At 66.5% G+C, this 25076-nt stretch carries 25 protein-coding genes; 16 read left to right on the top strand and 9 right to left on the bottom strand.

Annotation, left to right across the window (positions count from 1 at the left end; translation table 11 throughout):
* Window positions 1-73: 73 nt before the first annotated feature.
* Window positions 74-1087 carry an agmatinase gene (gene speB, locus BMX07_RS20845; protein WP_090621874.1) on the bottom strand — a complete coding sequence of 338 codons (1014 nt, stop codon included), beginning with the start codon at window positions 1085-1087 and terminating at the stop codon, window positions 74-76.
* Window positions 1084-2424, bottom strand: a complete 1341-nt coding sequence (locus tag BMX07_RS20850) for an aspartate aminotransferase family protein (protein ID WP_090621877.1) — start codon at window positions 2422-2424, stop codon at window positions 1084-1086. Before BMX07_RS20850 ends, speB begins: the two co-directional genes overlap by 4 nt.
* A gap of 240 nt (window positions 2425-2664) precedes the next feature.
* Between BMX07_RS20850 and BMX07_RS20855 the strand changes: the two genes are divergently transcribed.
* Together BMX07_RS20855 and BMX07_RS20865 are read left to right on the top strand one after the other, a co-directional pair.
* Window positions 2665-3633, top strand: a complete 969-nt coding sequence (locus BMX07_RS20855) for an NrpR regulatory domain-containing protein (RefSeq protein WP_090621880.1) — start codon at window positions 2665-2667, stop codon at window positions 3631-3633.
* Between the two features lie 463 nt (window positions 3634-4096).
* Window positions 4097-4738, top strand: a complete 642-nt coding sequence (locus BMX07_RS20865) for a cyclase family protein (RefSeq protein ID WP_090621883.1) — start codon at window positions 4097-4099, stop codon at window positions 4736-4738.
* A 134-nt stretch (window positions 4739-4872) separates the two neighbouring features.
* Here BMX07_RS20865 and BMX07_RS20870 read toward each other — a convergent pair whose 3' ends face one another.
* Together BMX07_RS20870 and cofH are read right to left on the bottom strand one after the other, a co-directional pair.
* A complete protein-coding gene (locus tag BMX07_RS20870; protein WP_090622142.1) occupies window positions 4873-5298 on the bottom strand; it encodes a DUF7522 family protein in 426 nt (141 codons plus the stop codon).
* Between the two features lie 137 nt (window positions 5299-5435).
* On the bottom strand, window positions 5436-6815 hold the full coding sequence (cofH, locus tag BMX07_RS20875) for a 7,8-didemethyl-8-hydroxy-5-deazariboflavin synthase subunit CofH (RefSeq protein ID WP_090621885.1): 1380 nt from the start codon (window positions 6813-6815) through the stop codon (window positions 5436-5438).
* Window positions 6816-7190: 375 nt separating this feature from the next.
* Here cofH and BMX07_RS20880 point away from each other — a divergent pair, with 375 nt between their 5' ends.
* From BMX07_RS20880 to BMX07_RS20895, 4 genes are all read left to right on the top strand, one after another.
* The gene (locus BMX07_RS20880) at window positions 7191-8210 is read left to right on the top strand and encodes a phosphoribosylaminoimidazolesuccinocarboxamide synthase (protein ID WP_090621888.1); all 1020 of its coding nucleotides are present in this window, start codon (window positions 7191-7193) and stop codon (window positions 8208-8210) included.
* A 141-nt stretch (window positions 8211-8351) separates the two neighbouring features.
* Complete coding sequence (locus BMX07_RS20885; protein ID WP_090621891.1) at window positions 8352-8558, top strand: hypothetical protein; 207 nt, start codon at window positions 8352-8354, stop codon at window positions 8556-8558.
* Between the two features lie 81 nt (window positions 8559-8639).
* Complete coding sequence (locus BMX07_RS20890) at window positions 8640-8960, top strand: MoaD/ThiS family protein (protein WP_090621893.1); 321 nt, start codon at window positions 8640-8642, stop codon at window positions 8958-8960.
* 38 nt (window positions 8961-8998) lie between these two features.
* Window positions 8999-9799 (top strand): hypothetical protein, encoded by an 801-nt coding sequence (locus BMX07_RS20895; protein ID WP_090621896.1) that lies wholly within the window; start codon window positions 8999-9001, stop codon window positions 9797-9799.
* A 59-nt stretch (window positions 9800-9858) separates the two neighbouring features.
* On the opposite strand, the gene BMX07_RS20900 is transcribed toward BMX07_RS20895, so the two are convergent.
* On the bottom strand, window positions 9859-11166 hold the full coding sequence (locus BMX07_RS20900) for an acetamidase/formamidase family protein (RefSeq protein ID WP_090621899.1): 1308 nt from the start codon (window positions 11164-11166) through the stop codon (window positions 9859-9861).
* 216 nt (window positions 11167-11382) lie between these two features.
* Here BMX07_RS20900 and BMX07_RS24750 point away from each other — a divergent pair, with 216 nt between their 5' ends.
* The 4 genes from BMX07_RS24750 to BMX07_RS20915 all read left to right on the top strand — a co-directional run bounded on the left by BMX07_RS24750 (window position 11383) and on the right by BMX07_RS20915 (window position 14389).
* On the top strand, window positions 11383-11553 hold the full coding sequence (locus BMX07_RS24750) for a DUF7576 family protein (RefSeq protein WP_175480229.1): 171 nt from the start codon (window positions 11383-11385) through the stop codon (window positions 11551-11553).
* Between the two features lie 141 nt (window positions 11554-11694).
* The gene (locus BMX07_RS20905) at window positions 11695-12339 is read left to right on the top strand and encodes a dienelactone hydrolase family protein (RefSeq protein WP_090621901.1); all 645 of its coding nucleotides are present in this window, start codon (window positions 11695-11697) and stop codon (window positions 12337-12339) included.
* A 71-nt stretch (window positions 12340-12410) separates the two neighbouring features.
* The gene (locus BMX07_RS20910) at window positions 12411-13079 is read left to right on the top strand and encodes a helix-turn-helix domain-containing protein (protein ID WP_090621904.1); all 669 of its coding nucleotides are present in this window, start codon (window positions 12411-12413) and stop codon (window positions 13077-13079) included.
* 350 nt (window positions 13080-13429) lie between these two features.
* Window positions 13430-14389, top strand: coding sequence for a sensor histidine kinase (locus BMX07_RS20915; protein ID WP_342708198.1), 960 nt, complete (start codon window positions 13430-13432; stop codon window positions 14387-14389).
* A gap of 81 nt (window positions 14390-14470) precedes the next feature.
* Here BMX07_RS20915 and BMX07_RS20920 read toward each other — a convergent pair whose 3' ends face one another.
* Complete coding sequence (locus BMX07_RS20920) at window positions 14471-15430, bottom strand: formyltetrahydrofolate deformylase (protein WP_175480230.1); 960 nt, start codon at window positions 15428-15430, stop codon at window positions 14471-14473.
* A 374-nt stretch (window positions 15431-15804) separates the two neighbouring features.
* Between BMX07_RS20920 and BMX07_RS20925 the strand changes: the two genes are divergently transcribed.
* The 4 genes from BMX07_RS20925 (at window position 15805) to BMX07_RS20940 (ending at window position 20560) form a co-directional block, all read left to right on the top strand.
* Window positions 15805-16119 carry a HalOD1 output domain-containing protein gene (locus tag BMX07_RS20925; protein WP_090621909.1) on the top strand — a complete coding sequence of 105 codons (315 nt, stop codon included), beginning with the start codon at window positions 15805-15807 and terminating at the stop codon, window positions 16117-16119.
* Window positions 16120-16306: 187 nt separating this feature from the next.
* Entirely contained in the window at window positions 16307-16558 is a 252-nt protein-coding gene (gene purS / locus BMX07_RS20930) for a phosphoribosylformylglycinamidine synthase subunit PurS (protein WP_090621912.1), read from the top strand.
* The gene (gene purQ / locus BMX07_RS20935) at window positions 16559-17239 is read left to right on the top strand and encodes a phosphoribosylformylglycinamidine synthase I (protein ID WP_090621915.1); all 681 of its coding nucleotides are present in this window, start codon (window positions 16559-16561) and stop codon (window positions 17237-17239) included.
* A 129-nt stretch (window positions 17240-17368) separates the two neighbouring features.
* Window positions 17369-20560 carry a PAS domain S-box protein gene (locus tag BMX07_RS20940; protein WP_090621918.1) on the top strand — a complete coding sequence of 1064 codons (3192 nt, stop codon included), beginning with the start codon at window positions 17369-17371 and terminating at the stop codon, window positions 20558-20560.
* A gap of 6 nt (window positions 20561-20566) precedes the next feature.
* On the opposite strand, the gene BMX07_RS24755 is transcribed toward BMX07_RS20940, so the two are convergent.
* Both BMX07_RS24755 and BMX07_RS20945 read right to left on the bottom strand, forming a co-directional pair.
* Window positions 20567-20731: a hypothetical protein gene (locus BMX07_RS24755; RefSeq protein ID WP_175480231.1), complete on the bottom strand. Its 165-nt coding sequence runs from the start codon at window positions 20729-20731 to the stop codon at window positions 20567-20569.
* A 62-nt stretch (window positions 20732-20793) separates the two neighbouring features.
* Entirely contained in the window at window positions 20794-21891 is a 1098-nt protein-coding gene (locus BMX07_RS20945; protein ID WP_090621921.1) for an archaeosine biosynthesis radical SAM protein RaSEA, read from the bottom strand.
* Between the two features lie 314 nt (window positions 21892-22205).
* On the opposite strand from BMX07_RS20945, the gene BMX07_RS20950 reads away from it, so the two are divergent.
* Window positions 22206-23036: a PKD domain-containing protein gene (locus BMX07_RS20950; RefSeq protein ID WP_139210973.1), complete on the top strand. Its 831-nt coding sequence runs from the start codon at window positions 22206-22208 to the stop codon at window positions 23034-23036.
* Between the two features lie 116 nt (window positions 23037-23152).
* On the top strand, window positions 23153-24628 hold the full coding sequence (gene tgtA / locus BMX07_RS20955; RefSeq protein WP_090621927.1) for a tRNA guanosine(15) transglycosylase TgtA: 1476 nt from the start codon (window positions 23153-23155) through the stop codon (window positions 24626-24628).
* An 81-nt stretch (window positions 24629-24709) separates the two neighbouring features.
* Here the strand turns inward: tgtA and BMX07_RS20960 are convergent, their stop codons facing one another.
* Window positions 24710-25030, bottom strand: a complete 321-nt coding sequence (locus BMX07_RS20960) for a DdfA family disk-determining factor (RefSeq protein WP_090621929.1) — start codon at window positions 25028-25030, stop codon at window positions 24710-24712.
* Between the last annotated feature and the right edge of the window lie 46 nt (window positions 25031-25076).

Below are 25076 nucleotides of genomic sequence, written 5' to 3' on the forward strand. Positions count from 1 at the left end.
GCTGGTCACGGACGGGCGGATTGCCTCGAGCCGCTCGGACGCGAAACGGAGAAGCGACCGCCGGTGGCGATCCTTACTCGGCGAACTGCCGCTCGAGCAGCGTCGTCACCAGGTACGCGGCCAGCCGCGCCGTGTCGTCGGTCGGATCGTACGGCGGCGCGACCTCCATCAGGTCGGCCGCGCCGACAGCGGGGTGTTCGCCGAGGGTTTCGACGACGGCGAGCGCCTGCGAGGCCGAGAGCCCGCCGGGCTCCGGGGTACCGGTGCCGGGAGCGACCGAGGGGTCGACCGAGTCGATGTCGAAGGTGACGTAGACGGCGTCGGTCTCGGCGGCGGCGTGCTCGATCGCGTCGCGGACGACCGGTCGAACCCCGCGCTCCTCGACGTCGCGGATGGTGGACAGTCCGAGGCCGGTCTCCTCGGCGAACTCGAAGAACTCGGGGGACTCGTAGCCGCGGATCCCCACCTGCGCGACGTGCTCGAAGTCCGTGTGAGGCGATTCCGCGATGTGGTGGGTCGGCGATCCGTGGAAGTCGGTTCCGAAGACCGGGCTCTCGGCCGCGGTGTCGGTGTGAGCGTCGATCTGGACCAGTCCGACGGTATCGTGCTCGGAGCCCTCCGCGAAGCCCCGGAACGCGGGGAACGTACAGTAGTGATCGCCGCCGATGAAGAGCGGCATGACGCCCTGTGCGGCCACGGTCGCGACGTGGGCCGTGATCGACTCGGCGGTCGTCTCGAGGTCCATCGGGAAGACCGGAACGTCGCCGCAGTCGACGACCTCGAGCGAGCCGAAGTCGACCTGTTTGCCCGTTCGCATGTTCGTCAGTCCGCCCTTGTAGCCCGAGAGGTAGGCGAGCCAGCCGCTGGCGCGGCGGACGGCCCGCGGGCCGTACCGCGCGCCCGGGCGATTGCTCACGGCCCCGTCGTAGGGCGCGCCGAGGACCGCGACGTCGGCCCCCGCGACGTCCTCGATCTCGCCGGGGTCGCTCTTGAGGAACGTATCGAAACCGGCGTAGGCGAGTTCGACCTCGCTGCCGGGCGTCGACTCGCGGAACGCCGCCGCGCGGCTCCGGTCGTTCGCCGTCATCGGTCGTCCTCCAGTTCGGCGTCGATCGACTCCCGGATACCGGCGACGCCCCGCTCGAGCTGCTCGCGGTCGATCGAGAGCGGCGGCTGGACCCGCAGGACGTTCTTGTAGTAGCCGCCGACGCCCGCAACGATACCCCGCTCGCGGAGGCGCTTCCCGACGTGTTTCGCGAACTCGGCGTCCGGTTCGGGCGCGACGCCCGCCGGGCCGGTCCCGGCGTCGGGGTCGACGAACTCGAGGCCCCGCATCAGCCCGAGTCCGCGCGCGTCGCCGACGACGTCGTACTCGTCCTCGAGCGTGGCGAGTTCGTCGCCGAGCCACGCCCCCTGTTCGCGGGCGTTCGCGAGGACCGCCTCCTCGAGGCGGTCGATCGTGGCCAGCGCGGCGGCGCAGGCGACGGGGTTGCCGCCGAACGTCGAGAGGTGATCGCCCGATTCGAACGCGTTCGCGATCTCGGCCGGCGCGGTGAACGCGCCCAGCGGCAGGCCGTTCGCGATCCCCTTGGCCTGCGTGAGGATGTCCGGAACGGCGTCGTAGTGGTCGCTCGCGAAGAGCTTCCCGGTGCGGCCGTAGCCGGACTGGACCTCGTCGACGATCAGGAGCGCGCCGTGCTCGCGGGCGATCTCCTTGAGCCGACGCAGGTAGCCCGTCGGCGGAACGATGATCCCGCCCTCGCCCATCACGGGTTCGACGACGATCGCCGCCAGATCGTCCGCAGTGTGGGTGCCGATCACGCGCTCGAGGTCGGCCCCGGTTCGCTCGACGAAGGTCTCGTCGTCGGCCTCCCGGGAGGGGGAGCGGTAGCGGTACGGCGCGGGCGTGTGCGCGACGTCGTTGATCGTCGGGGCCATGTCGGCCTTGTACGCGTTGTTGCCGGTGAGCGCGAGCGAGCCGAGGGTGCGGCCGTGAAAGCCCATCTCGAGGGCGACGACCTCCTTCGAGCCGGTGTACTTCCGGGCGAGCTTGATCGCGCCCTCGACGGCCTCGGTTCCGGAGTTACAGAAGAACGACTTCTGCAGGTCGCCGGGGGTGATCTCGGCGAGCCGTTCGGCGAGTTCGGCGGCCGGTTCGTGGGGATGAACGTACGTGCACCCGTGGACGAACTCGTCGAGTTGGGCCTTCGCGGCCTCGACGACGGCGTCGTCACCGTGGCCCACGTTCGTCACGGCGATCCCCGAAAAGAGATCGAGGTACTCGTTGCCCTCGAAGTCCTCGAGCGTACAGCCCGAGGCGCGCTCGACGGGAACGTGTAGATCCTTCCAGATGGGCATCAGGTACTCGTCGTACTGGCCCGTGAGCTGTTCGTTGGTCGCGATCGCGTCTGTCTGGCGTGCCATGGTGAAGTGTGTGGCATGAGTATGCCACCCTTGTACGACGGTACGAGGTGCGGACCAAAAGCTTTGAGGTCTCGAATTCCGCGAATCAGATCACAACTGGCTCCCATCTCGAGTTCGCCGATCGCGTCTACTGGGCGGACGAGGCGGTAATATCTGGAAATTCTATTCCACCACAGAGGGATGCGGTTGCACCGGCCGGTCGACAGGAATTTTTATCCGGGGCGGGAAACCCCCGAACGAATGGTCCCGAACGACGACCGGCGTACCTACGACCTGCTGCGTCTGATCGGCGACAACGAGCCGATCGGAAGCATCCGACTCGTCGAGCAGATGCAGCGTCGCGGCTACTCCATCAAGGGCCGGACGATTCGACTCGTGCTCTCCGACCTCGACGAGGCCGGACTGACGGAGAAGGTCGCCGGAAAGGGCCGCCGACTGACCGACCGGGGTCGGGACGAGCTCGAGCGCGGCGACGTCGGCGGCCGGCTCGAGAGCGTCCGCGAGCGGATCGCGACGCTGACGAGCCGCGTGACGTACGACCCGACCGACGACGTCGGCGAACTGGTCGCCGGCACGGCCGTGGTTCCCGAGGCCGAGCTCGAACCGGCGTTCGACGCCCTCGAGCGGCTGCACGACTCGAGCCTCGGCCCGCTTCTGGTGTCGGTGACCGACGACGGGACGCGGGACGGCATCGAACTCGCCTTTCCCTCGAGTATCTCGGTGGACGGCGTCTTGCTCTCTCACGGCATCGACTCGCGACTGATCACGGCGGGGCTGGTCGAGTACGACGGCGAGGTCCGACGGTACATCGACGCGATCAGCGGTGAGAACGCGACGATGGACGTAACCAGTCTGCTCGTCGAGGCGGGACGGACCGACGTCGAACGGTACCTCGAAGGTGGAACCGGCGTATTCATCGTCGACAATCGGGAGTTCCCCGTCACGCGTTTCGAGGAGGGGCGAGACCTCGCGACCGCGACGTGCGACGCGATCGGCGGCGCGGTCGATCTGCGGCGACCCCGCGAGTCGGGGCCGTTTCCGGCGGGCAATCCGAGCTGGGACTTCGCCTCGCTCACGTATCTCGGAGCCAGCGAAACGGCGATCTCCCTGCTGTACGAACGCGGGCTGGCGACCGACTGGGAATCGCTCGGCGGGATACGACCGCGCAGCGCGTTCGAACCCGCGCCGACCGCCCGTCGGCGACCGTAACCGCGTCGCCCGACGCGGCAGCACCCGCCGTCGGCGACGGCTCGAAACGAGCGTCGGCGCTCCGATGCGAGCAAGATCCGTACAGACTGACGAAGACGACGGCGACGTGGGCGCGTTTGCCGAACCGTTCGGTGACGTACTCGCTGGAGTGCAGTCCCTGCGGGAAGCGGCGGGCATCCGGAGTGCGACGGGGATGCCGAGGATGTCCCCCGCCCACATCCACGTCGCCGCGACCGACGCGGTCGGCAGACCGACCTGCGCGCGACCGCCCAGAGGCCGAACGGTACGCACCCGATTCCCGGACTACTCGTCGCCGTCACCTCGAGGCCGAACCGATCCGGCGATCCCGTCCCCACGGTGGCATGTGTGTTCATCTCTCGCCCGACACATCGGGCCCGCCTCGGAGGGATTGTGGTAGAGAATATCGCACACTGTTATGCGTGTCGATCACCGGATACCGCGTATGGCCGTCGATCTGACCCACCCGATCGAAACCGGCATGCAGACCTATCCCGACGATCCCGCCGTCGCCGTCCGGCGACACGCGAGCCACGAGGACCACGGTGTCCGCGTCGACGCCCTCGAGTGTGGGAGCCACACCGGTACGCACGTCGATGCACCCGCCCATACGGAGCCGGACGGGAAGACGCTCGAGTCGTATCCGGTCGAGCGATTCGTTTTCGACGCGGTCCGGGTCGATTGCCGCGATTTCGTGGCCCGCGAGCCGATTCCAGCGGCCCGAATTCCGGACGCGGACGTCGACCTCGTGGCCTGCTGGACCGGCTGGGACGACCACTGGGGGACCGAGACGTATCTCGAGCATCCGTACCTCTCGCCGGCGGCGGCCGACGCCTGCGCCGACCGGGGATTCGACGTCGCCGTGGACGCGCTCAATCCCGATCCGACCCCGACCGAGAACGCCGCCGCGGACGAACCCGAGGGGTTCCAGGTCCACCACGCGCTGCTCGGCAACGACCTGCTGATCCTCGAGAACCTGACGAACCTCGGAGCGGTCGGGGATCGGTTCGAACTCCGGGCGTACCCGCTGGCGCTGGCGAGCGACGGCGCGCCGGTGCGGGCCGTCGGCGTCGAACACGTGGAATAACGCTTCCACCCGTTCGCGCCGTTCGCGGCGTCGGAGCGGCGACGGATCGACTGTCGACGTCGACGAGAGACGCCGGGACGCGTCGACGCGGAACGGCCGCTCGCTGCTCGCGTCAGGCCGGTCGAAACCCGCGGCTACGCGTCGCGGAGCAGCTGTCGAACGGCGGTGGCCGCGTCTTCGAACGCGTTGACGTCCATGCTGTCGATCGTCAGGAGGACCCCCGCATCGCCCTGTAGCACCCTGACGACGAACCCATCCTCGTGGAACCGGACGGTGAACTCGTACGGGCCGATTTCCGACCCGTCTTCCCGGTCAGTGATCGCCGTTCGAACCGGACGCTCCGCAAACCCGACCCGCTCGAGTTCGACGAGCTGCGTCTTCGCCGGCCGAGCCTCTTCCATCGAGTCGTAGAGGCCCTGACGGAGGTACAGGATCTCGAGCGCCGACGGCGTGAAATACACGACGCTCCGGAGGGTGTCGCCGAGGCTGGTGCGTGCGGCGCTGACGATCCCGGTCGCCAGATCGTCGCCAATTTCCGTACTGAATGTGTCGGTGCTCATCGGAGTCTCTAGACGCGGTGCGATATCAAGCGTGTCGGTCGTCGCAGCCGTTCCGCGATACCGCCCGCCGGCCATCTCGAGAGCGGCCCGGGTACGCGAGCGGACGATGACGAGAACGCCGAGGGGGGACGAGCCGCTCAGTCGTCGGCGGGAACGGCCCGCGCGTCCCGCTCCTCTCGAGTCAGCAGCGGCGTTCCGTCGGCGTTCGGCCCGAGCCGCGGACCGAACGGCGGTTCGTCGGGGTCGATGACGCGCCGGGTCTCGTAATCGGTCGACCGTTCGACGGGGACCCGACCGATCGAGGAGATCATTTCGACGTAGTCCTCGAACGACCGGAACTCGCCGTAGCCCCCGCCCGCCCGCTTGGTGATCTCTTCGGAGAGGATCGTCCCCATGTAGTCGTCGGCCCCACACGAGAGCATCTTCAGTCCCTGCTCGTCGCCGTACTTGACCCACGAGGACTGGATGTGCTCGACGTTGTCGAGGAACAGTCGCGAGACGGCGATCAGCAGTTCGTCCTCGTCGATGCTCGGGCCGCCGCTCACCACGTCGTGTTCGAACAGCGGCGTGTTCTGGTGGACGAACGAGAGCGGCACGAACTCCGTAATCGTCCCCGTCCGATCCTGCAGGTCGCGGACCCGTTTCAGGTGCATCGCGCGGTGGGCCTCGTTCTCGACGTGGCCGTACATGATCGTCGCCGTCATCCCGAGCCCGACGTTCGCGGCCGCCTCCATCGCCTCGAGCCAGCCCTCCGTACTGATCTTGCCGGGACAGATCACCTCGCGGACCTCCTCGACGAGAATTTCCGCTGCGGTCCCGGGGACCGTATCGAGTCCCGCGTCTTTCAGCCGGCGGTAAACTTCCTCGTAGGACCAGTCGGTACCCCGCCGAGCGTGGTAGGCCTCTTCGGGCGTCATCGAGTGGACGTGGACCCCGTCGACGCTCATCGCCGACAGCTGAGCCGCGTAGGTGCCGGGATCGGTCTCGTAGACCGCAGGTGGCTTGTAGTTGACCGCCTTCGGGTTCGGGTGGTCGTCGAGGATCTCCCGGTGTTCCTCGTCGAGCGCGAACGCGGGGTGGAGACCCGAGACCGACGTGACCTCGTAGATCCCTCGTTCGACGGCGTCGGCGACGATTTCGCGCGATTCAGCGGGCGTCTTCGTAAAGCCGGCCGTCTCGCTCTCCGCGTCGCTCTCGAAGGTGTGGGCGGCGTCTTTGAAGTTACAGAAGAGACAGCCCACGTTGCAGGCGGTCGTGACGTTGTTGTTCAGGTTCGCGACGAAGGTGACCTCCTCGCCGACCATCTCGGCGCGACGGCGGTCGGCCGCCTCGAGGACGCGCTCCTTGCGCCGGCGGTCGATCCCCTCGCTCTCGGTTCCCGTCGTGAGTAACTCGATCGCGTCGTCGACCGCGAGCCGGTCGCCGTCGCGCGCCTTTGCCAGTGCGTTCTCGAATGACTGGTCGGTCTCGGGAACGTGGTCGAACGTGAGGTCGGCCTCGGTCACCGGTCGCTCCATCGGCGTAACGATACCAGTACAGCGAGAAAAGCATGGTGGATTGAGAGCCCCGGTGCGCCCGCACCGGAGCGCACGGACGCCGGACGCCGGACGCTGGAAGCGTGCGTCGCCCTCGCGGCGTTCGTGACGGGCCGGTGAGAGTCGACGCTTCGCGAACTCGTCGACGTCGGGTCGCTCGAGGCCTCGCTCCGTCGGGACGCGGACGGGACCCTCGAGTCCGTCGAAACCGGCCGAGAGCGGGCGGGTATCGATCCGAACGCGGGGGGACCGCTCACCGACCTCGGGCCGGTTACCCGATATTGAAACCTTCTTAGGGTCCGGCCACGGCAACTGGAGTATGAACTGCGGCGGCGGACACGTCCCGAGGTGTCTCGAATGACGAGCGTCAAGGAGTTCCGCATCGAGGAGCCGGCGACCGACGAGGAGTTCGGCCGCGGCGCGTTCGTCTTCACCGACGATTACTCGGTGTTCGACTGGGGGAAGATGCCCGACCAGATCCCCCAGAAGGGCGCGAGCCTCTGTACGATGGGCGCGTTCAACTTCGAACTGCTCGAGGCCGAGGGCGTCCCCACCCACTACCGCGGCGTGGTCGAAAACGGCGACGTCGTCTCGCTCGAGGACGCCTCCCACCCGCCCTGGGAGATGGCCATCGACCTCACGCAGGTACCCGACCTGCCCCACGAGGGCCGGGAGTACGACTACGACAGCTATCACGACGCGGCCGGCGAGAACTACCTGATCCCCCTCGAAATCGTCTTCCGCAACCGGGTCCCCGTCGGCTCGAGCCTGCGGGATCGAACCGAGCCCGCCGATCACGGCCTCGAGTTCGATAGCTGGCCGGACGAGGCCGTCGACCTGGCGGAGCCGATCGTCGAGTTCACCACGAAGTACGAGGAGAGCGACCGCCAGCTCGAGCGCGACGAGGCCGACGCCATCGCCGGCGAGGCGTCGATCGACGACCTCGAGTCGACCGCCCGCGAGGTCAACCGGATCGTCACCGAACAGGCCGAGTCGGCCGGACTGGTCCACGAGGACGGCAAGATCGAGTGTTGCTACTACCGAGGCGAGATTCGCGTCGCCGACGTCGTCGGCACCTTCGACGAGAACCGCTTCAGCTACGAGGGGGTCCAGCTTTCGAAGGAGGTCCTCCGCCAGTACCACAAGCGGACCCAGCCCGACTGGGTTCGGGCCGTCGACGCCGCCAAGACCGAGGCGAAGCGAGCGGGCGTCGCCGACTGGAAGTCGCTCTGCGACGCGGAGCCCGCCCCCCTCGACGAGGCCGTCGTCGAGACCGCACGGGACCTGTACTGTGCCGGTGCCAACGCCTACACCGGTCGGGAGTTCTTCGACGCCCCGCCGCTCTCGAGCGCGATCGGTGCGGTCCAGCGGCTGTAAGGTCACGACGGGCCCGCGACAGCGGCCGCGATCCGATCGAATCCGGTGACGCCCCGCTACGCTACCTGGTATCGAGCCGCATCCGCGATCGCACAAAGTAACCCTCATATGGAGGGGGTCGCCACATTCGGACGACCGCAAATGAGCCTCGCCACCAGTGGAGCCGCAGCGGGTATCGTCCTGTTCAACCTCACCACCGGGATCACGGCCGTCGCGGGCGTCATGCTGACGGTGTTCGTGCTCGTGATGCTCGCGTTCGCCGTCGCCCCGCTGTTCTCGTCGACGTGGATCGGCCAGCAGGACGTGGCGTCGACTGCCGGGTCCCGCGCCGAGCCGAGCGACGACTAACCCACGACCCCTTCTCCGCTCGCCGTTCACCCCTGCCGGAGCGCCGGCCAGATACTTGTGCGGACGAGCCGAGTATCGACCATGGAGACCGAGGTCACGGTGTACGGCCCCTTGCGGAGCGCGACTGGGGCGAAAACGATGACGCTCGAGTGGTCGGGCGGGACCGTCGCCGACGCGATCGCGGCCGTTGTCGACGCCTACCCCCGAGCGGAGCCCCACCTGTACGACGGCGACGACGTTCGGCCGAGCGTCAGAGCATCGCTCGACGGCGGCCGCGCCGGACTCGCGGATCGGGTTCCGGATGGAGCGTCGCTGTCGATTGTTCCTGCGGTGCAGGGCGGAGCCGAGGAGGGGACAGGGGAGACGGACGATCGGGGTCCGGGTGCGAGGGCGAGTGGTTAGGAAAACAACTATTGTTCCGGCGACCGGCTACGTGGGATATGCCCTCCGGAGTACACCGAACGCATCACCTCGAGTGCGACGGCTTCGCCGAGGAGTGCCGATCCCTCCTCGAGTCGGTCCTCCCGGACGCGACGACTGCAGTAGTCTGGCTTCAGGAAGACGAACTGGAGATGGAGCCGGACGGCGACGACTGCCGGCGGACGTGGACCGCCGTTCGCGATCGGTTCGAGCGGTTCCCCGGCGCGGATCGAAACGGCACCACCGCGTGGCGCGTTCCGACGACGACCGCCCCGGGACGGGACGCGCTGTTCGAGCTGGTCGCACTCACGGACGGGATCGCCGGCTCGCACTTCGTGTTTCGGTTCGAGCTCCGCGACGGTGACACGCCGGTCCTCGACGCGATCCCGCATCACGCGGACGCGGGGGTGGACGCGACGCTGCTCGGCGACGAGATCCGATCGGGCGAAATCGTCGGACTGTCGGAACACGACGCGTGTCTGGTTCCGACCGAGACACGGTTCGAATGGGTCGCCGAGGATCGGCGGTGGGCGATCCGGGGCGGCTCACTGTGCGTCGAGACGCTCGACGGACGGACGGAGAGTTGCTACGGATTGACGAACGTCGAGGGGGCGAGGATCGGCGACGACGGGACGGTGCTGGCGCTCGCCTGGGACCCGGGTGAGTTGCCGGACGACGCCGTGGGGACGCTGCTCTCGTGGATCGCGGACAAGCTGTACAATCCGCCGCCGGCGGTGTCCTGCGAGACACTCGAGCGTGCGAGGGCGGTCGAAGCGTATCTGCAGGAGTTGCTCGCGGCCTACGACGGGCGTGAGATCTAGACGAACGGCGAACACATCGGACTGGCCGACGGGCGCGCGGCGGAACGACCGATCCGCACTTACAGATCGTACTGCTCGCGCACCAGGTGGTCGATGCCACGTTCCTCGAGCACGGCCATCGGCGCGAGCACGTCGAGCTGGACGACGCCGGGGAGCCGACCGATCTGGACGCCGCCGGTGAACGTACACCGAGAGCGGACCTCGCCCTCGCTCATGTCGAGCAGTTTCGTGGCGCGGTCGAACGCGTTCTGCGTCGCGTCGTTGACCGTCGCGCCGGAGCCGATGACCTGGATCGGTCCCATCTCCGTTTCGACGTCGACGCCGTGTTCCGCGCCGAGGGCGCGCCCCGCCTCGCGCTCCTCGTCGCTGTAGGGGCTGCTGATGAAAGGCAGGTCCGCTTCGTTCGGCAGGAGGACCGGCCCGTCGAGCTCGAGCCCCTCGATGACCTCGACGTCCATCCGGACGGTGCCGCTCACGTCGGTCGTGTGCAGGGAGAGTTCGCCGTCGCCCTGGTTGGCGTGCAGGTCGCCGACGTAGACGCCGGCCCCGTCGACCTTGACCGGGCAGATGAGCGTCGCGCCCGGCCGGACCTGCGGGACGTCCATGTGGCCGTCGGTTCGGGCCTCGAGGTCGGCCTCACTCTCGACGCCGTAGTCGTGTTCGGCCCCAATGAGGTACTGGCCGAAGTCGCCGGCGTTGTGCGAGTCGGGCATCGTGACCGGCGGTGTCGTCCCGACGTTTCCGATGAACGGACGCAGCCGCCCCAGCGTGCCGGGCATCTCGCCGGGTTCGTACAGCAGGATGGGGTGCTGGCGCGAGTGGTCGGGGATGTCCATCACCTCGTCGGCGTCTTCGGCGAGTTCGTGCGCACCGTCCTCGTCGAGCGTGATCCCGACCGTGTGATCGTCGTCGAAGGCGACGGTGTAGCCGTACTCGAAGCCGAAAGAGGAGGCGTTCGCGCCGCACTCGGCGCACGTGATCGATTCCGGACCCGTGCCCTCGACGACCGTCTCCGGCCACTCGGTGCCACACTCCGGACAGCGGTGATCGACGAACGGGTCGTCACCGAAAGCCCCCTCGCGTTCGGCCATCGACCCCGTGCTCGTCGCCATGCTCGTCACGTCGACGTCCCGGATGTGGAGCGCGACGGCGTCGCCGACCGAGGCCCCCTCGACGCGGATCGGCCGGGTCACCTCGTGGCCGCCGCGGAACTCGGGCGTGATCATCGGACCCCAACAGCCCGGCGGCGTGTACGTCTCGATCGTCCCGCCGTCAGCGACGGTCCCCGCCCACTCCTGATCGGGGCCGACGAGTCCGAGCGTGTACTGGTCGACGGACAACTCCTGTTCGATTTCTTGTTGTGCCATAACATACCAATGTACGACGGTGCCGGCGATAAGGTTGCTGTTCGCGGGACCGGCGGGGGCAGGCTCCGGACCCGAACCGATCTCGGAGCCACGTCGGCGCTCCGGCCGTCGTTCGCTTCGGGTTCGGAGCGAAGACCGAACGAATCCGTTCGCCATCCGTGGCCGAATACGCCGCAATGGATTCGTTCAAGTGGGTCTCGTCCCACCTGTCAACCGATGACTGATTCGACGGACGAGGACTCACCGGAATGTCGAACGTGCGGCGACCCCGTTGGACCGGCTTCCGAACAGCGCGTCGTGACGACAGTCGAAGACGGGGCGGCCGTCTACCGCTATTTCTGTACCGACGACTGCCGCGAGCAGTGGGAGTCGTCGAACTCCGCCTGAGCCGGACACCGGTTGCTCGTACGGCATCGGCCGGAGGATCGTGCGACGGCGTCGTTCCGCGCTGGTTCTCGGGACGGACGACGGGTGTCAGCCGCGCTAGCCATCCGAACAGTCAACCGTCTGCGACGCGCACCGCTGGATATGACGCCCGACGGGACCCACACCGTGACCGAGATCCCCGTCGACGAGGTGACGCTCGAGGGCGAACTCGTCGTGCCGCCGGAATCGACCGGGCTCGTCGTCTTCGCCCACGGGAGCGGGAGCAGTCGGCACAGTCCGCGAAACAACTTCGTCGCCGAGCGGCTCCGCGAGCGCGGGCTCGCCACGCTCCTGTTCGATTTACTGACCGAGGTCGAGGATCGGCATCGGGAGAACCGGTTCGACATCCCGCGCTTGACCGACCGCCTCGTCGCGACGACCGAGTGGGTCCGCGAGCGGCCGGAGACGAGCACGCACTCGATCGGCTACTTCGGCTCCAGTACGGGTGCCGCGGCAGCCCTCCGCGGTGCGGCCCGGCCGGAAACGGCGATCGACGCGGTGGTCTCGCGCGGCGGCCGGGTCGACATGGCGGCCGATATCGTCGACGACGTGACCGCGCCGACGCTGCTCGTCGTCGGCGGCGAGGACGAGTCGGTCCGGAAACTGAACCGAGAGATCTACGAGGCGCTCGCCGTCGAGCGGGACCTCCGAATCGTCGAGGGCGCGGGCCACCTCTTCGACGGACCGGGCGAACTCGAGACGGTCGCCGACCACGCCGCGGACTGGTTCACGACGCATCTCGAGTGACCGGTTCGAGCAGGGTGGTAGTACCGAAGCGTAACACAGATCTTTACCGCTGGAACGTAACTGCTGGGACGATGGCTACCGAGGCGACGTTCACGATACCGTCCGACCAGTTCCCGCTCGGGAGCGTGTTCGAACAGTTGCCGGGCGTGACCGTCGAACTCGAGCGGATAATTCCGGCACGGGACGTGGTAGTGCCGTACTTCTGGGTTCGAGGGACCGTGGTCGACGACATCGAGAGCGCGTTCACCGATCACCCGGGTGTACGGAATATCAAATTCGTCGATTCCGTCGCGGACGAGTATCTGTTGCGCGTCGAGTGGGCGCTGGAGCACGACGGCGTGTTGAGCACGCTGACCGAGACGAAGGTTCCGCTCGTCAAAGCGGTCGGCACGAGTCAGCAGTGGACGTTCGACGTTCGCGGGGACGCTCGAAGCGACATCGCCGCCTTTCAAAATCGCTGCCGAGAGCTGGACATTCCGATCACGCTGACGAAACTCAACGCGCTCACGCCGATCGGGACGGATACCGGAGCCGCGCTGACCGAACCCCAGCGGGAGGCGCTGGTACTCGCCCACGATCGCGGCTACTTCAATTCGCCGCGTGACGTGACGATGGGAGAGCTCGGCGACGAGCTCGGGATCACACAGCAGGCGGTGGCGTCTCGGCTCCGACGCGGTATCGATCGCGTGCTCCGGAGTACGCTCCCGGAACTGTCGGGCTCGAGTCAACAACCCTCTTAAAGGAGTTGTATATTAAAAAGCGCCCCTGAACAGGCTCGCCGGTCATGTGAGACGTAGTGGTTGGGAACTCCAGTCGGCTCGGCGAGAGTCTCGAATCGTACGTGCGCAAACTGAGCCGCTGGCACGGCGCTATCCCTGCACTGGGTGTGCTAATTCTTCTCGGTGCAATGGGGAAATCGGTCCACACGTTGGGTACCACCGGTATCCTCCTGGAAGCGATACTCGATTTGATCCTGATCGGCGCGCTCGGAGTCGTACTGGTATCCGTCTGGAACTGGTTACCGAACAGTGACGTTCCGCCGAGATTCTATCCCCGTATCGTAACGCGAGTCTTCGGGGGTATCGCCGTCATGGCGGTCGTTTTCGGCCTGCGTGTCCTCCATCCCGGCGTTACCGTTCAGTTCACGTTCGGGACGCAGGCGGTCCTGCTAGCGATCGGCACGATCGCAGGGCTGGCGATCGGCGTTTACGAGACCCAGACGCTCATTCAAGCCGAGCAGCTCGAAGCGCAAAACGACGAGTTGAAAGAGGCCGAAGAGCGCCTCGAGGAGGCGGTCATCGAGCTGGAAGCGTCGAACGAGCGGCTCGAACAGTTCGCGTACGCCGCCTCGCACGATTTACAGGAGCCGCTTCGGATGGTGACGAGCTATCTCCAACTCGTCGAAGACCGATACGGCGACGAACTCGACGAGGACGGGGCGGAGTTCATCGAGTTCGCGGTCGACGGGGCCGACCGGATGAAGGCGATGATCGACGGACTGCTCGACTACTCGCGGATCGAAACCCAGGGCGACCCGTTCGAGGCAGTCGACCTGGACGGGGTTCTGGACGACGCGCTCGTGGACCTTCAGTGTAAGATCGAAACGACGGACGCCGAAATCACGCGAGAGTCGCTCCCCACCGTCGGCGGCGACGAACGGCAGCTGTACCAGCTCTTCCAGAACCTGCTGAGCAACGCGATCGATTACAGTGGCGACGACCGCCCCCGAATACACGTGTCGGCAGCACGGGAGGGGGACGAATGGACGGTTTCGGTTCGCGACGAGGGAGTCGGTATCGCTGCCGACGATACGGACCGTGTTTTCGACATCTTCCAGCGCCTTCACTCGAGCGAAGAGCAGACCGGTTCGGGGATCGGACTGGCCCTCTGCAGGCGGATCGTCGAGCGCCACGGAGGAGACATACGAGTCGACTCGGAACCCGGAGTGGGTTCGACGTTCTCCGTTTCGCTTCCGCCCGGTGACGAACCGCCGGAAACTCCGGAGATCGTCACTCGGCCGGCGGAAGCGAACGGTCGAGCCGAAAACTAACGCGCCCGAGAGCGACCGATCGGTGACGGTACCGGTCGTCCTGCGGGGGGAGAGAGAGAGAGCCGGTCGGTCCCAGCGCGGCTACTGGTCCTCGGCGACCGCGCTGCCGATCCCGTCGACCGGTCGATCGGGGGTGAATTCCTCGATCTCGCCGGGCAGGCCGAGCTGGTACTGGGTGCCGTTCTCCCGAACCGAGGTCCGGCCCCGGTGGACCGAGACGTCGCCGTTCAGGTGCAGTTGGACGGCCTCGAGCAGGGCGTCGGCTTCCAGCGGCTGGCCGCGGCGTTTCATCTCGTCGAGGTCTGCGTCGTCGGGGACGTCGAACGCGCGCTGGGTGATGATCGGGCCCTGGTCGAGGTCGGTCGTGACGTAGTGGGCGGTGACGCCCGCGACACGGACCCCCTCCTCGACGGCCTGCCGGTAGGCCTCCGCGCCGGGGAACGCCGGCAGCAGGGACGGATGGACGTTGATGATACGGTCCTCGTAGCGGAAGACGACGTTCGGGCTGAGGATCCGCATGTACCGCGCGAGGACGATGAGGTCGACGTCGTACTCGGCGAGCAGATCGAGGAGTTCGTCCTCGTTTTGCTGGCCGCCCTCGTCGCCGATGTCGTGGAAGGGCACGTCGTAGTGCTCCGCGAGGGGTTGCAGGTCGTCGTGGTTGCCGATGACGACGCCGATGTCCGCACCGAGGTCGTCGTTCGCCCAGGCTTCGAACAGGGCCTCGAGGCAGTGGCTCTCCTTCGTGACGAGGACGGCGATCTGCTGAGTCTCGCGGTCGGCGGGGAACCGGACCTGGACGTCCAGTCCGAGGTCGTCGCCGAGGTCGTCGAGGTCCTCGCGAAGCGTCTCCTCCGTACAGACCATCTCGGAGGTGTCCACGGCGAGGTACATCCGGAAGACGCCGTCGCGAACCGCCTGATCCAGGTCCTCGATGTTGATTCCGCGCTCGAACAGGAGGCTGGTCACGTTCGCGACCAGTCCGGTGTCGTCGTCTCCGATCACCGTGATCTCCGTTACGTCGGTCGTCACCGCTGCCACCTCCGCTCGAGCGAATGTCGATCCATCACGACGGAGTGCAGTTTACCGGCGGCTAAAAGTCCTGCTTTCCGAGGAGGTGCGTGCGAATCAGTCGCACAGAATTTGTTATTATACATTACGGCTGAAAAATTACGCCAGGGAGAAATGAAACTGACGATCAGTTCGACCGCGACCGATCGACAGTCCCGATCGTCGCCGATCGCCTCGGTCGAACGTATGACGACCGCTCGCCGCCGACCACCCGCCCGTCCCGGAAACGCGTTTATTTTGTCCTACAACCCGATGTAATATGTCTGACAGGGTTTTATACACGGGACTGTCGTACGGCTGTTCAGTCACGCACAGTGACAGTCGCCAGCCGACAGGTGAATACGATGACGGTAACTTCCGACGACAACGGCCGATCACGAATCGATCGCGAACGAAAGACGGCGTTCGTCTCACACGACTGGGCAGACACCGACTCGCTGACGTCTACCATCGTCTCGACGGTCGCAGCGCTCTCCGGGAGCGATCCGACCGAGGTCGAGCGGCTGTACGACCGAATCGATCCCGAGAGCCTCGAGACGCTGTTCGCGCCGACGAGCGGACCCGCGACCCGGAACACCGGACAGGTGTCGTTCCGGCTGGACGCGTACACGATCACCGTCCACGCGACGGGGGACATCGTCGTCGTGCGAGCGGCGTGATCGGTCGCCGAGCGACTGCCGGCTCGCGAACGGCGGCGAGGACCGCACGGAGCGAGGGTCGCGGTACGGCCGGCCGACGGCGGGGCGAGCATCGGTCGCGATCCCGTCGCCGACAGCAGTATCCACGAACGTGCATTACGGAGCCAAGGCGAAAGCGTTTTTGAGCACGGTTACGGGGTATCAGGTGATGACCGCGTACACCGCGACGGTGACGGTTCGACTCAAACGGGGCGTGCTGGACCCCGAGGCCGAGACCACGAAGCAAGCCCTCGAGCGGCTGGGCTTCGAACTCGAGGATCTGCGGTCGGCCGACCGCTTCGAGGTCGACCTCGAGGCCGACTCCGCGGACGGCGCGCGCGAGCGCGCCGACGAGATGGCCGAACGGCTGCTGGCGAATCCGACCATCCACGATTACGACGTGGAGGTCGACGAGCGGTAGATGACGGTCGCAATACTCCGATTCGGCGGTTCGAACTGCGACCGCGACGCCGAACGCGCCCTCGCGCACCTCGATATCGACGCCGAGATCGTCTGGCACGAGGACGGCCTCCCCGCAGACGCGACCGGCGTCGTCCTTCCCGGCGGGTTCTCCTACGGCGACTACCTCCGCGCGGGAGCGATGGCGGCCCGCTCGCCGATCATGGCCGAGGTCCGCGAGGCTGCGGCCGAGGGCGTTCCCGTCCTCGGTATCTGTAATGGCGCCCAGATCGGCTGCGAGTCGGGGCTGACCGAGGGCGCGTTCACGACCAACGAGAGCGCGCGCTTCCAGTGCGAACACGTCTTCCTGCGCGTCGAGCGCGCGGACACACCTTGGACCGCCGCCTACGACGAGGGCGACGTCATCGAAGTCCCGATCGCCCACGGCGAGGGCCGCTACGAGATCGACGACGAGCGACTCGACGACCTCGAGGACGATGACCGGATCCTCTTCCGGTACTGTGACGAGGACGGCGAGACCGGCCCCGACGTCAACCCGAACGGCTCGAAACACAACGTCGCGGGCGTGCTCGGCGACCGCGAGACCGTCGCGGTGTTGATGCCTCACCCGGAGCGTGCGACCCTGCCCGACGTGGGGCCAACCGACGGACAGGGAGTCCTCCGTGGGTTCGAGTCAGCATAACACATCGCACAGGCTCGGAAACGGCCGTTTTCGGGCCCTGTGCGAGCCGCGATCGCCACGACTCAGTTCGTGAGTCGAATCGAAGAGTAATAGTACCGGGGTTCGTTGGACTCGACCGGAATACAGGGGATGGGCACGAACATCGGACCGAACACCACTGTCGTCGCCGTCGGTTCTGACACCGGGGGCGTCGTCGAACGCGCCCTCGAGGAGCGTGGCGTCACGACCGAGTCGGTTCGGACGATCGATGCGTGTCTCGAGCGGCTTTCGAACGCCGATTGCGTCGTGGTCGGGAGTCCCAGTCCGGACGGCGATCCCGTCGACTGTTGCAGACGGATTCGGAGCCACCGATCCGACGTCCCGGTCGTCGTTTTCCCCGACGACGGCAGCGAAGCACTCGCAGGCGCGGTCGTCGCGGCGGGAGCCGACGGGTACGTTCCCCGTTCGCAAGGCGTCGAGACGCTTACGGAACGGCTGCGAGCGTTGCTCGCCGAGCGACGGACTGACGGCTGCGCCGGAGACGCGCGTCCCGACGCCACCGACTCTCGTGCAGCGGCGTCGACGGACGATCACTCGGACCGGCTCGAGTTACTCGTCGAACAGTCGCCGCTCGCGATCGTCGAGTGGTCCCTCGAGTTCGAGGTGCAAAGCTGGAATCCGGCGGCGACCGAGCTGTTCGGCTACACCGCCGACGAGGTCATCGGGGAGTCGATTGTCGAGTTGCTCGTTCTGGACGAAGACCGGCAAGCGGTACGGGAGTACCGGAACGATCTCGTCGACGGTGAGACCGACGGCGAGCCGTTTCGGCGGGTGCATCGTACCGTCCGCGAGGACGGCACAACGGTCACCTGCGAGTGGTTCAACGCGCCGCTGATCGAGGACGGGGAGGTCGTCAGCGTCCTCTCGTTCGGACAGGACGTCACGGCAGACGTCAAACGGGCAAACGCGCTCGAGGCGCTGCAGGAGACGAGCCAGGCGTTACTGCGAGCCGAGTCGACCGACGAAATTGCCGACATCGTGATGGCGGCGACCGAGGACGTGATCGACCAGCCGCTGGCCGGGATTCGATTCTACGACGAGCGGACGGAGACGCTCGAACTCGCGGGGGTCACGTCGACGCTCAGCGAACACGCCGATACCGTCGCGTCGGTCGGGTCCGGGGAGTCCGTCTTTTGGGACGCCTACGCCGCGCAGGAACGGACGATCGTCGAGACCGTCGAGACGGAGCGGATTCCGTACGATATCGCGGCCGAAGTCGGGCCGACGATCTTCCAACCGCTCGGTCGTCACGGGCTGTTGACGGTTGCGTCGTCGGGCGAGACGGCTCTCGACGACGCCGAGATCAACCTCATTCACGTCCTCGCCGCGACCGCGGAAGCGGCGCTCGATCGGGCGGCACGCGAGCGCGAACTCGAGCGGACGCGGACCGTCGTCGAGACGGTCGGCGACTGCGTCTACCAGCTCGACCGAGAGGGTCGGTTCGTCACCGTCAACGAGACGATGATGGCCGAAACCGGCTACGACCGCGGCGACCTCCTCGGCGAACACGTCTCGCGGATTCTCACGCCAGAGAGCGTCGAACGCGGCGCCCGTCACATTCGGTCCCTCACGGCCGACAACGAGCAGCGGGTCGCGACCTACGAGATCACGTTGATCGGTGCCGACGGGACGCGAACGCCGGCCGAGGTCAGCATGTCGTTGTTGCACTCCGACGGCGAACTCGTGGGGACGGTCGGCATCGCTCGCGACATCAGCGACCGCAAGCGCATGGAGCGGAAACTGGTCAGCCGGAAGGGGAAAATCGAGGGGCTTCACGACGTCGCCTCCCGTCTCGATAGCTGCGAGAGCCACGAGGAAATATACGAAGAGACCGTCGAAGCGGCCGAAGACGTGCTCAATTTCGACATCTGTTGCGTCGATAGGGCCCGCGGGAAGGAGCTCGTCACGCAGGCCATTTCGTCCAGCCTCGAAGCGGACCCCGACGGGACGCTGGGAATCGACGAGAGTATCGCCGGAAAGACCTACCGGACGGGCCGGTCGTATCGAACCGGCGACGTCACCACAGACGACGACGCGTCGCCGGCCGTCGACGGCATCAGATCCGTGCTGAGCGTGCCGATCGGCGACCGAGGCGTGTTTCAGGCCGTCTCGACGGAGCCCGACGCGTTTACGATCGCCGACGAAGAACTGGCGGAGCTGTTGCTGTCCCACGTTACCGACGCGCTGGATCGGATCGACTTCGAAAAACGGCTGCGGACCGAACGCGACCGGTTCGCGGCGCTGTTCGAAAACGTTCCCGACGCCGTCGTCAGCGTCACGCAACTCGCGGACGGCCCGATCGTCGAGGCGATCAATCCAGCGTTCGAACGGATATTCGGATACGACGAAGCGGAGCTCGTCGGAACGCCGGTCGACGAGACCATCGTGCCACCCAACAGGACGGCCAATGCGGAGACGCTCAATCGACAGGGGAGCCGCGGCGAAATCGGGACGGCCGAGGTCAAACGGCGGACCGCGGACGGGTTACGCGATTTCAGGCTCCGCGTCGTTCCGATAGAGACGGACGGCTCGTCGGATCGGGCCTTCGCCCTCTATACCGACATCACCGCCCAGAAACAGCGACAGAAACGGCTCGAGATCCTCAATCGGGTCCTGCGTCACGACCTGCGCAACGGCATGAACATCATCAACGGCTGTGCCGAGATACTCGCGGACGCCGTCGACGGCTCGGATCGCCAGTACGTCGAGACTATCCGGAATCGGGCGAGCGAACTCACCGGGCTCGCGGAGAAGACGCGGTCCGTCGAACGGGTGCTCGACCGCGACGAAATCCCGGCCGGCCCGATCGATCTCACCACGGCCGTCGAGCAGGCAGTGACCCGCCTCGAGAGCACCCACGACGTGGACGTCGACTGCTCGCTCCCGGACCGAGCCTTCGCTCGCGCCGACGAGTACCTGCAGGCGGCGCTCTTCCAGGTGCTCGAGAACGCCGTCGAACACAACGACCGATCGCGACCCGCCATCGACGTGACGCTGCGCGATCGGCCGGACGACGACGTGCTGACGGTGACGGTGGCCGACGACGGCCCCGGCATTCCCGAGGAGGAGCGCGAACTCCTCGAGGGGGATCAGGAGATTACGCAACTCCGCCACGCCAGCGGGCTCGGGCTCTGGCTGGTCAACTGGGTCGTCACGCAGGCGGGCGGGACGCTCTCGTTCGTGGACAACGAGCCCCGCGGGACCGTCGTCAGACTCGACATCCCCCGTGCCGACATGGAGTCGGTTCGGTCGACGTCGGACGGGACCGCCGCCGGCGACTAGGCGCGTCTAGCGACCCCATTCGTAGAACCACCAGCTACCGCCGAGCAGCATGAGTCCCGCGCCCAGCGCGGAGGTCGCGGGCTCGGGAAAGACGAACAGCAGGAACCCGACGACGATCAACAGCGTCGGTTCGAGCTCGTTCCAGTAGTCCGAGAACGACGGGAGTACCATGTAGGAACTGTCGTTCGACAACACCGTAAGTACCCCGAAGTCCCGCCGCGCGGCGCACGGCGCTATCGAGTCAGCGGCTGGTTGAAGCTTCGTTCGCGCTCGACGACGGTCTCCCAGGTCAGTTCGCACTCGCAGGAGACCTGCTCGAAGACCGACGGGTCCTGCCGAAGGTCGAAGTCCTTGATCGCTTTCTGGACGTTGTCGTCGCACTCCTGGCAGTTGTGCGGGCCTCGATCCGAGCCGTGACCGACCGGGTCCGAGACGACGATGGCGTCGACGTCGGCCGTCTCCTCGAGGATGTGGGCGACCGACCAGAGCCACGGCGGCCGGTAGCCGTCCTCGAAGTAGAGGTCGTCGACCATCGTGTAGCGCTGGACGTTACAGGGGTTCATCGAGACGGTGTGACAGCCCGCGACGGCGGCACAGCGCTCGATCGACGAGATCATGTCGTCGACGGCCTCCGATTCCGTGAGGAACGGCGGTTTCAGCAGGAGGTAGGCCTTGATCCCGGCCGCGGCGTCGCTCGCGGCGTCGTCCGCAGCGGCAGCTTCAGCACAGGCGTCTTCGAAGTCCGCGAAGTCGAAGTACTTGTTCACGCAGTCGTGGCGCACGCGGTCGGTCGCCGTCTCGAGCCCGATCGCGACGTCCGTGTCGATGCCGTGGCGGGTGAAGTCGGCGATCTTCTCGCGGTCGACGAAGTCCGGCAGCGACTCGACGACGAAGCGCTCGCGGTCGGCGAAGGTGTCGGCGATCGCCCGACGCGTTTCGGCGCCGACCTCGCGCTCGTCGAGGAACGAGCCGGAGGTGTAGATCTTGATGAGGTCGGCGGGCTCGTCCGCGTTGTCGGCCTCGTGGGCGAGACAGACGTCGATCTGGTCCATCAGGGCGTCGTGGGAGACGGAGCCGCCGTCGACGCTCTCCGCGACGTAGCCGCACATCGTACAGCCGCCGGCGCGGGCCCACCGGCAGCCGCCGGTGTTCAGGATGATCGTCAGGCTCGATTTGACGCCGTCGGGGGTGTTGTCCTCGTCGAGCCAGACGCGGGTGGGTTCGTGCGGATCGTAGCTGGCCTCCTTGCGCGAGCGAATCTCCCGCATCGCCTGATTGTGGGCGTCCATGCCCTTGCCCTGCTCGTACACGTCGGGCGTGGGTTTACTCATTACCGCTCGGTAGCCTCCCGATCGGTAAAGGCCCGTCGCCCTCGCCCGGACAGTTCCGTAGGGACACGTCTCATCGGCAACGAGAGACGTCAGATAAATATGTTGTGTCGATAATCACCTATTGAAGTACTGTTTAGAAATAGGTACTATTATTATTCGTGAACTATTGGTTTTGGATGATGTCGGAAGACAATCGTGACGGTAATATTGCTCGAGAACAGCTGACGACTCGACGCGGTGCGCTCGCGACGTTCGGGACGGCCGCAGGTGTGCTACTCGGTACGAGTGGGACAGCTAGCGCAGCGAGCAGTGACGTGACGATTGCGGTCGATCCGACCCAACCAGTGGTCGGTGAAGCAGTATCGTTTATCTGTACGAGGGCATTCGCAGAGTACGAGTGGGTCATCGTCGGTCCGACCGGCTTCGAACAGTACACCGGTCAGACTGCCTCTACTACGTTCGAAGAAGCCGGGGAGTACACGGCACACCTCACGATTAAACGGTCCGATGGAGAATCGACGTACGTGAGCAAAAGCGGTCAGGTGCTGGACTCACGTGACACGACTCCGACCGCAGAGATCGACTTCTCGCCGCAGGACCCGGTGTACAATCCGATCGAGTTCGACGCGAGCGGATCCACGACCCCAACGGGCGAAATCGAGAGCTACGACTGGTACTGGCGGAACATCGACGCAAATCCCGACTGGGATGTCTTCGACGGGGAGCCGTCCCTTTCCGGCGAGACGGTCGAGGAGAGCTTCTCCGAACAAACTACCTTCAAAGTCGGGCTCGAGGTCACCAACACGGCCGGTAACACCGACCGAGACACGGTAGAGTTTACCCCACAAAAGAACCCCGACGCACCGACACCAGTAATCAACATCTATCCGGACGAAATCACCCCGAAGAACCCGGTGACACTGGACGCAAGCGAGTCGACGACGCCCGTCGGCAGCATCGAGAGCTACGACTGGTTTATCAACAAATATGACGACAGCGGGGGCAAGACCGAGGAACTCCAGCGGTCCGGGGAAGTTGTCGAAGAACACTGGGAGACCGACGTCTTACACACTGTCACGCTTCGCGTCGAGAACAGTGAAGGCGTGAGCTACCAAGCAAACGATAGCTTCCGTCCGGAAGAATAGTCGCTGTGGGTTTGCTCGACTGAGAGCGGCACTCCCGGTAGTGTCACGAATACACATCCGATTTTCTGCGGTCGAAAACCGTCACGACTTACGTCCGACGGTCCAACTGCGGGTCAATGCGCGAGTCCTTCGAAGTCCGGGACACCGACGCCGGCGGCCGCATCGGCGAACTCACCGTTCCCCGTGCGGAGACCACCGTCGAAACCCCGGCGCTGCTACCGGTCATCAATCCGAATTTGGACACGATCAGCCCGCGCCGACTCGACGCGGAGTTCGGCGCGGAGATCCTCATCACGAACTCCTACATCATCCACGGCGACGACGATCTTCGGGAACGAGCCCTCGAGGAGGGGCTGCACGACCTGCTCGAGTTCCCGGGCGCGATCATGACCGACTCCGGCTCCTTCCAGCTCTCGGAGTACGGCGAGATCGACGTCACGACCGAAGAGATCCTCGCCTTCCAGCGCGAGATCGGCTCCGACATCGCCACGCCCGTCGACATCCCGACCCCGCCGGACGTCTCCCGCGAGCGCGCCGAAGCCGACCTCGAGACCACGCAGGAGCGACTGCAGGTCGCCGAAACCGCCGAGACGGGCGAGATGCTCGTCAGCGCGCCGGTGCAGGGGTCGACGTATCCGGAGCTGCGCGAGCGGGCCGGCCGCCACGCCGAGGGGACCGACCTCGACGTCTTCCCGGTCGGCGCGGTCGTGCCGCTGATGAACGAGTATCGGTACGACGACATGGTCGACGTCGTCGCCGCCGCCAAACGCGGACTCGGTGCCGACGCGCCGGTCCACCTCTTCGGGGCCGGCCACCCCATGATGTTCGCGCTCGCCGTCGCGATGGGCTGTGACCTGTTCGATTCGGCCGCCTACGCGCTGTACGCCCGCGACGATCGCTACCTGACCGTGCGGGGCACCCGGGCGCTCGACGACCTCGACTACCTCCCCTGTTCCTGTGCCGTCTGTACCGACTACTCGCCGGACGAACTCCGCGCCCTCCCGGACCGCGAGCGAGAATCCGAACTCGCCGCGCACAACCTCCACGTTACCTTCGCCGAGATCCGCCGGATCAAGCAGGCGATCCGCGCCGGCAACCTGCTGGAACTCGTCGAACAGCGCGCCCGCGCCCACCCGACGATGCTCGACGGGTACCGCACGCTGCTCGATCACGCCGCGCAACTCGAGCGCTCTGACCCCGTCTCGAAGGGGTCGTTCTTCTACACCTCCCACGAGAGCGCCCGCCGACCCGAAGTCGTTCGCCACCACCAGCGCCTCGAGCGGCTCTCGGTTCCCGACTCGCTGCTGCTCACGGAAGGCAGCGCCCCACGGAGCGACGAGTTCGACGACGCCTGGCGGGTCGAACCGCCCTTCGGCCCCTTCCCGCGGGCGCTCTCGAAGACCTATCCGCTCACCGCGGAGGTGCCCGAGCGGACCGACCAGGCGGCACTCGCGGCCGCGGCCGACGGCGTCGCTCGCCTCGTCGAGGTGAATCCGGACAGTACGTTCACGGTCGCCCACCGTGGCTGGCCCGCGGCCGTCCTCGAGCGCGTTCCGGACGGCGTGTCGCTCGTCGATCTCACCGCCGAGTGAACGCGAGCCGTCGCTGGTCGGTCGCAGGCTGAACGGCGAAAATCCGCGCGTCGACGTCAGCGGGTTGCGGTGACGGGCCGGTCAGGCTTCGGTTAGGAACCCGTTTTCCGATCTGGCGACCGAGTCGACGACCGGCGACCCGTCGACGGTGATCGACACCTCGTCGCCACAGTCGACGACGACCGCGTGACCGTCGTAGGTGAACTCGAGGCGGCCGCGACGGGGCCCACCCGTTCGCGTGGGGGCGAAGAGTGCATCCAGCGCGTCGGGATCGACCCACTCGTAGAGGGGCGGCAGTTCGGTCGGATCCAACTCGCGGTGTGTCGCAACCGCGTTGACGACGGTTACGCTCACCGACTCCGAGACTCCGTCGCTGGATGATCCGCTGACTGAATTACTCACGATGTACCCCAGCGGACGAGCAGATAAAAGGGTGCCGGCGACACCC

It is taken from the genome of Natrinema salaciae (assembly GCF_900110865.1).
Classification (GTDB): Archaea; Halobacteriota; Halobacteria; order Halobacteriales; family Natrialbaceae; genus Natrinema; species Natrinema salaciae.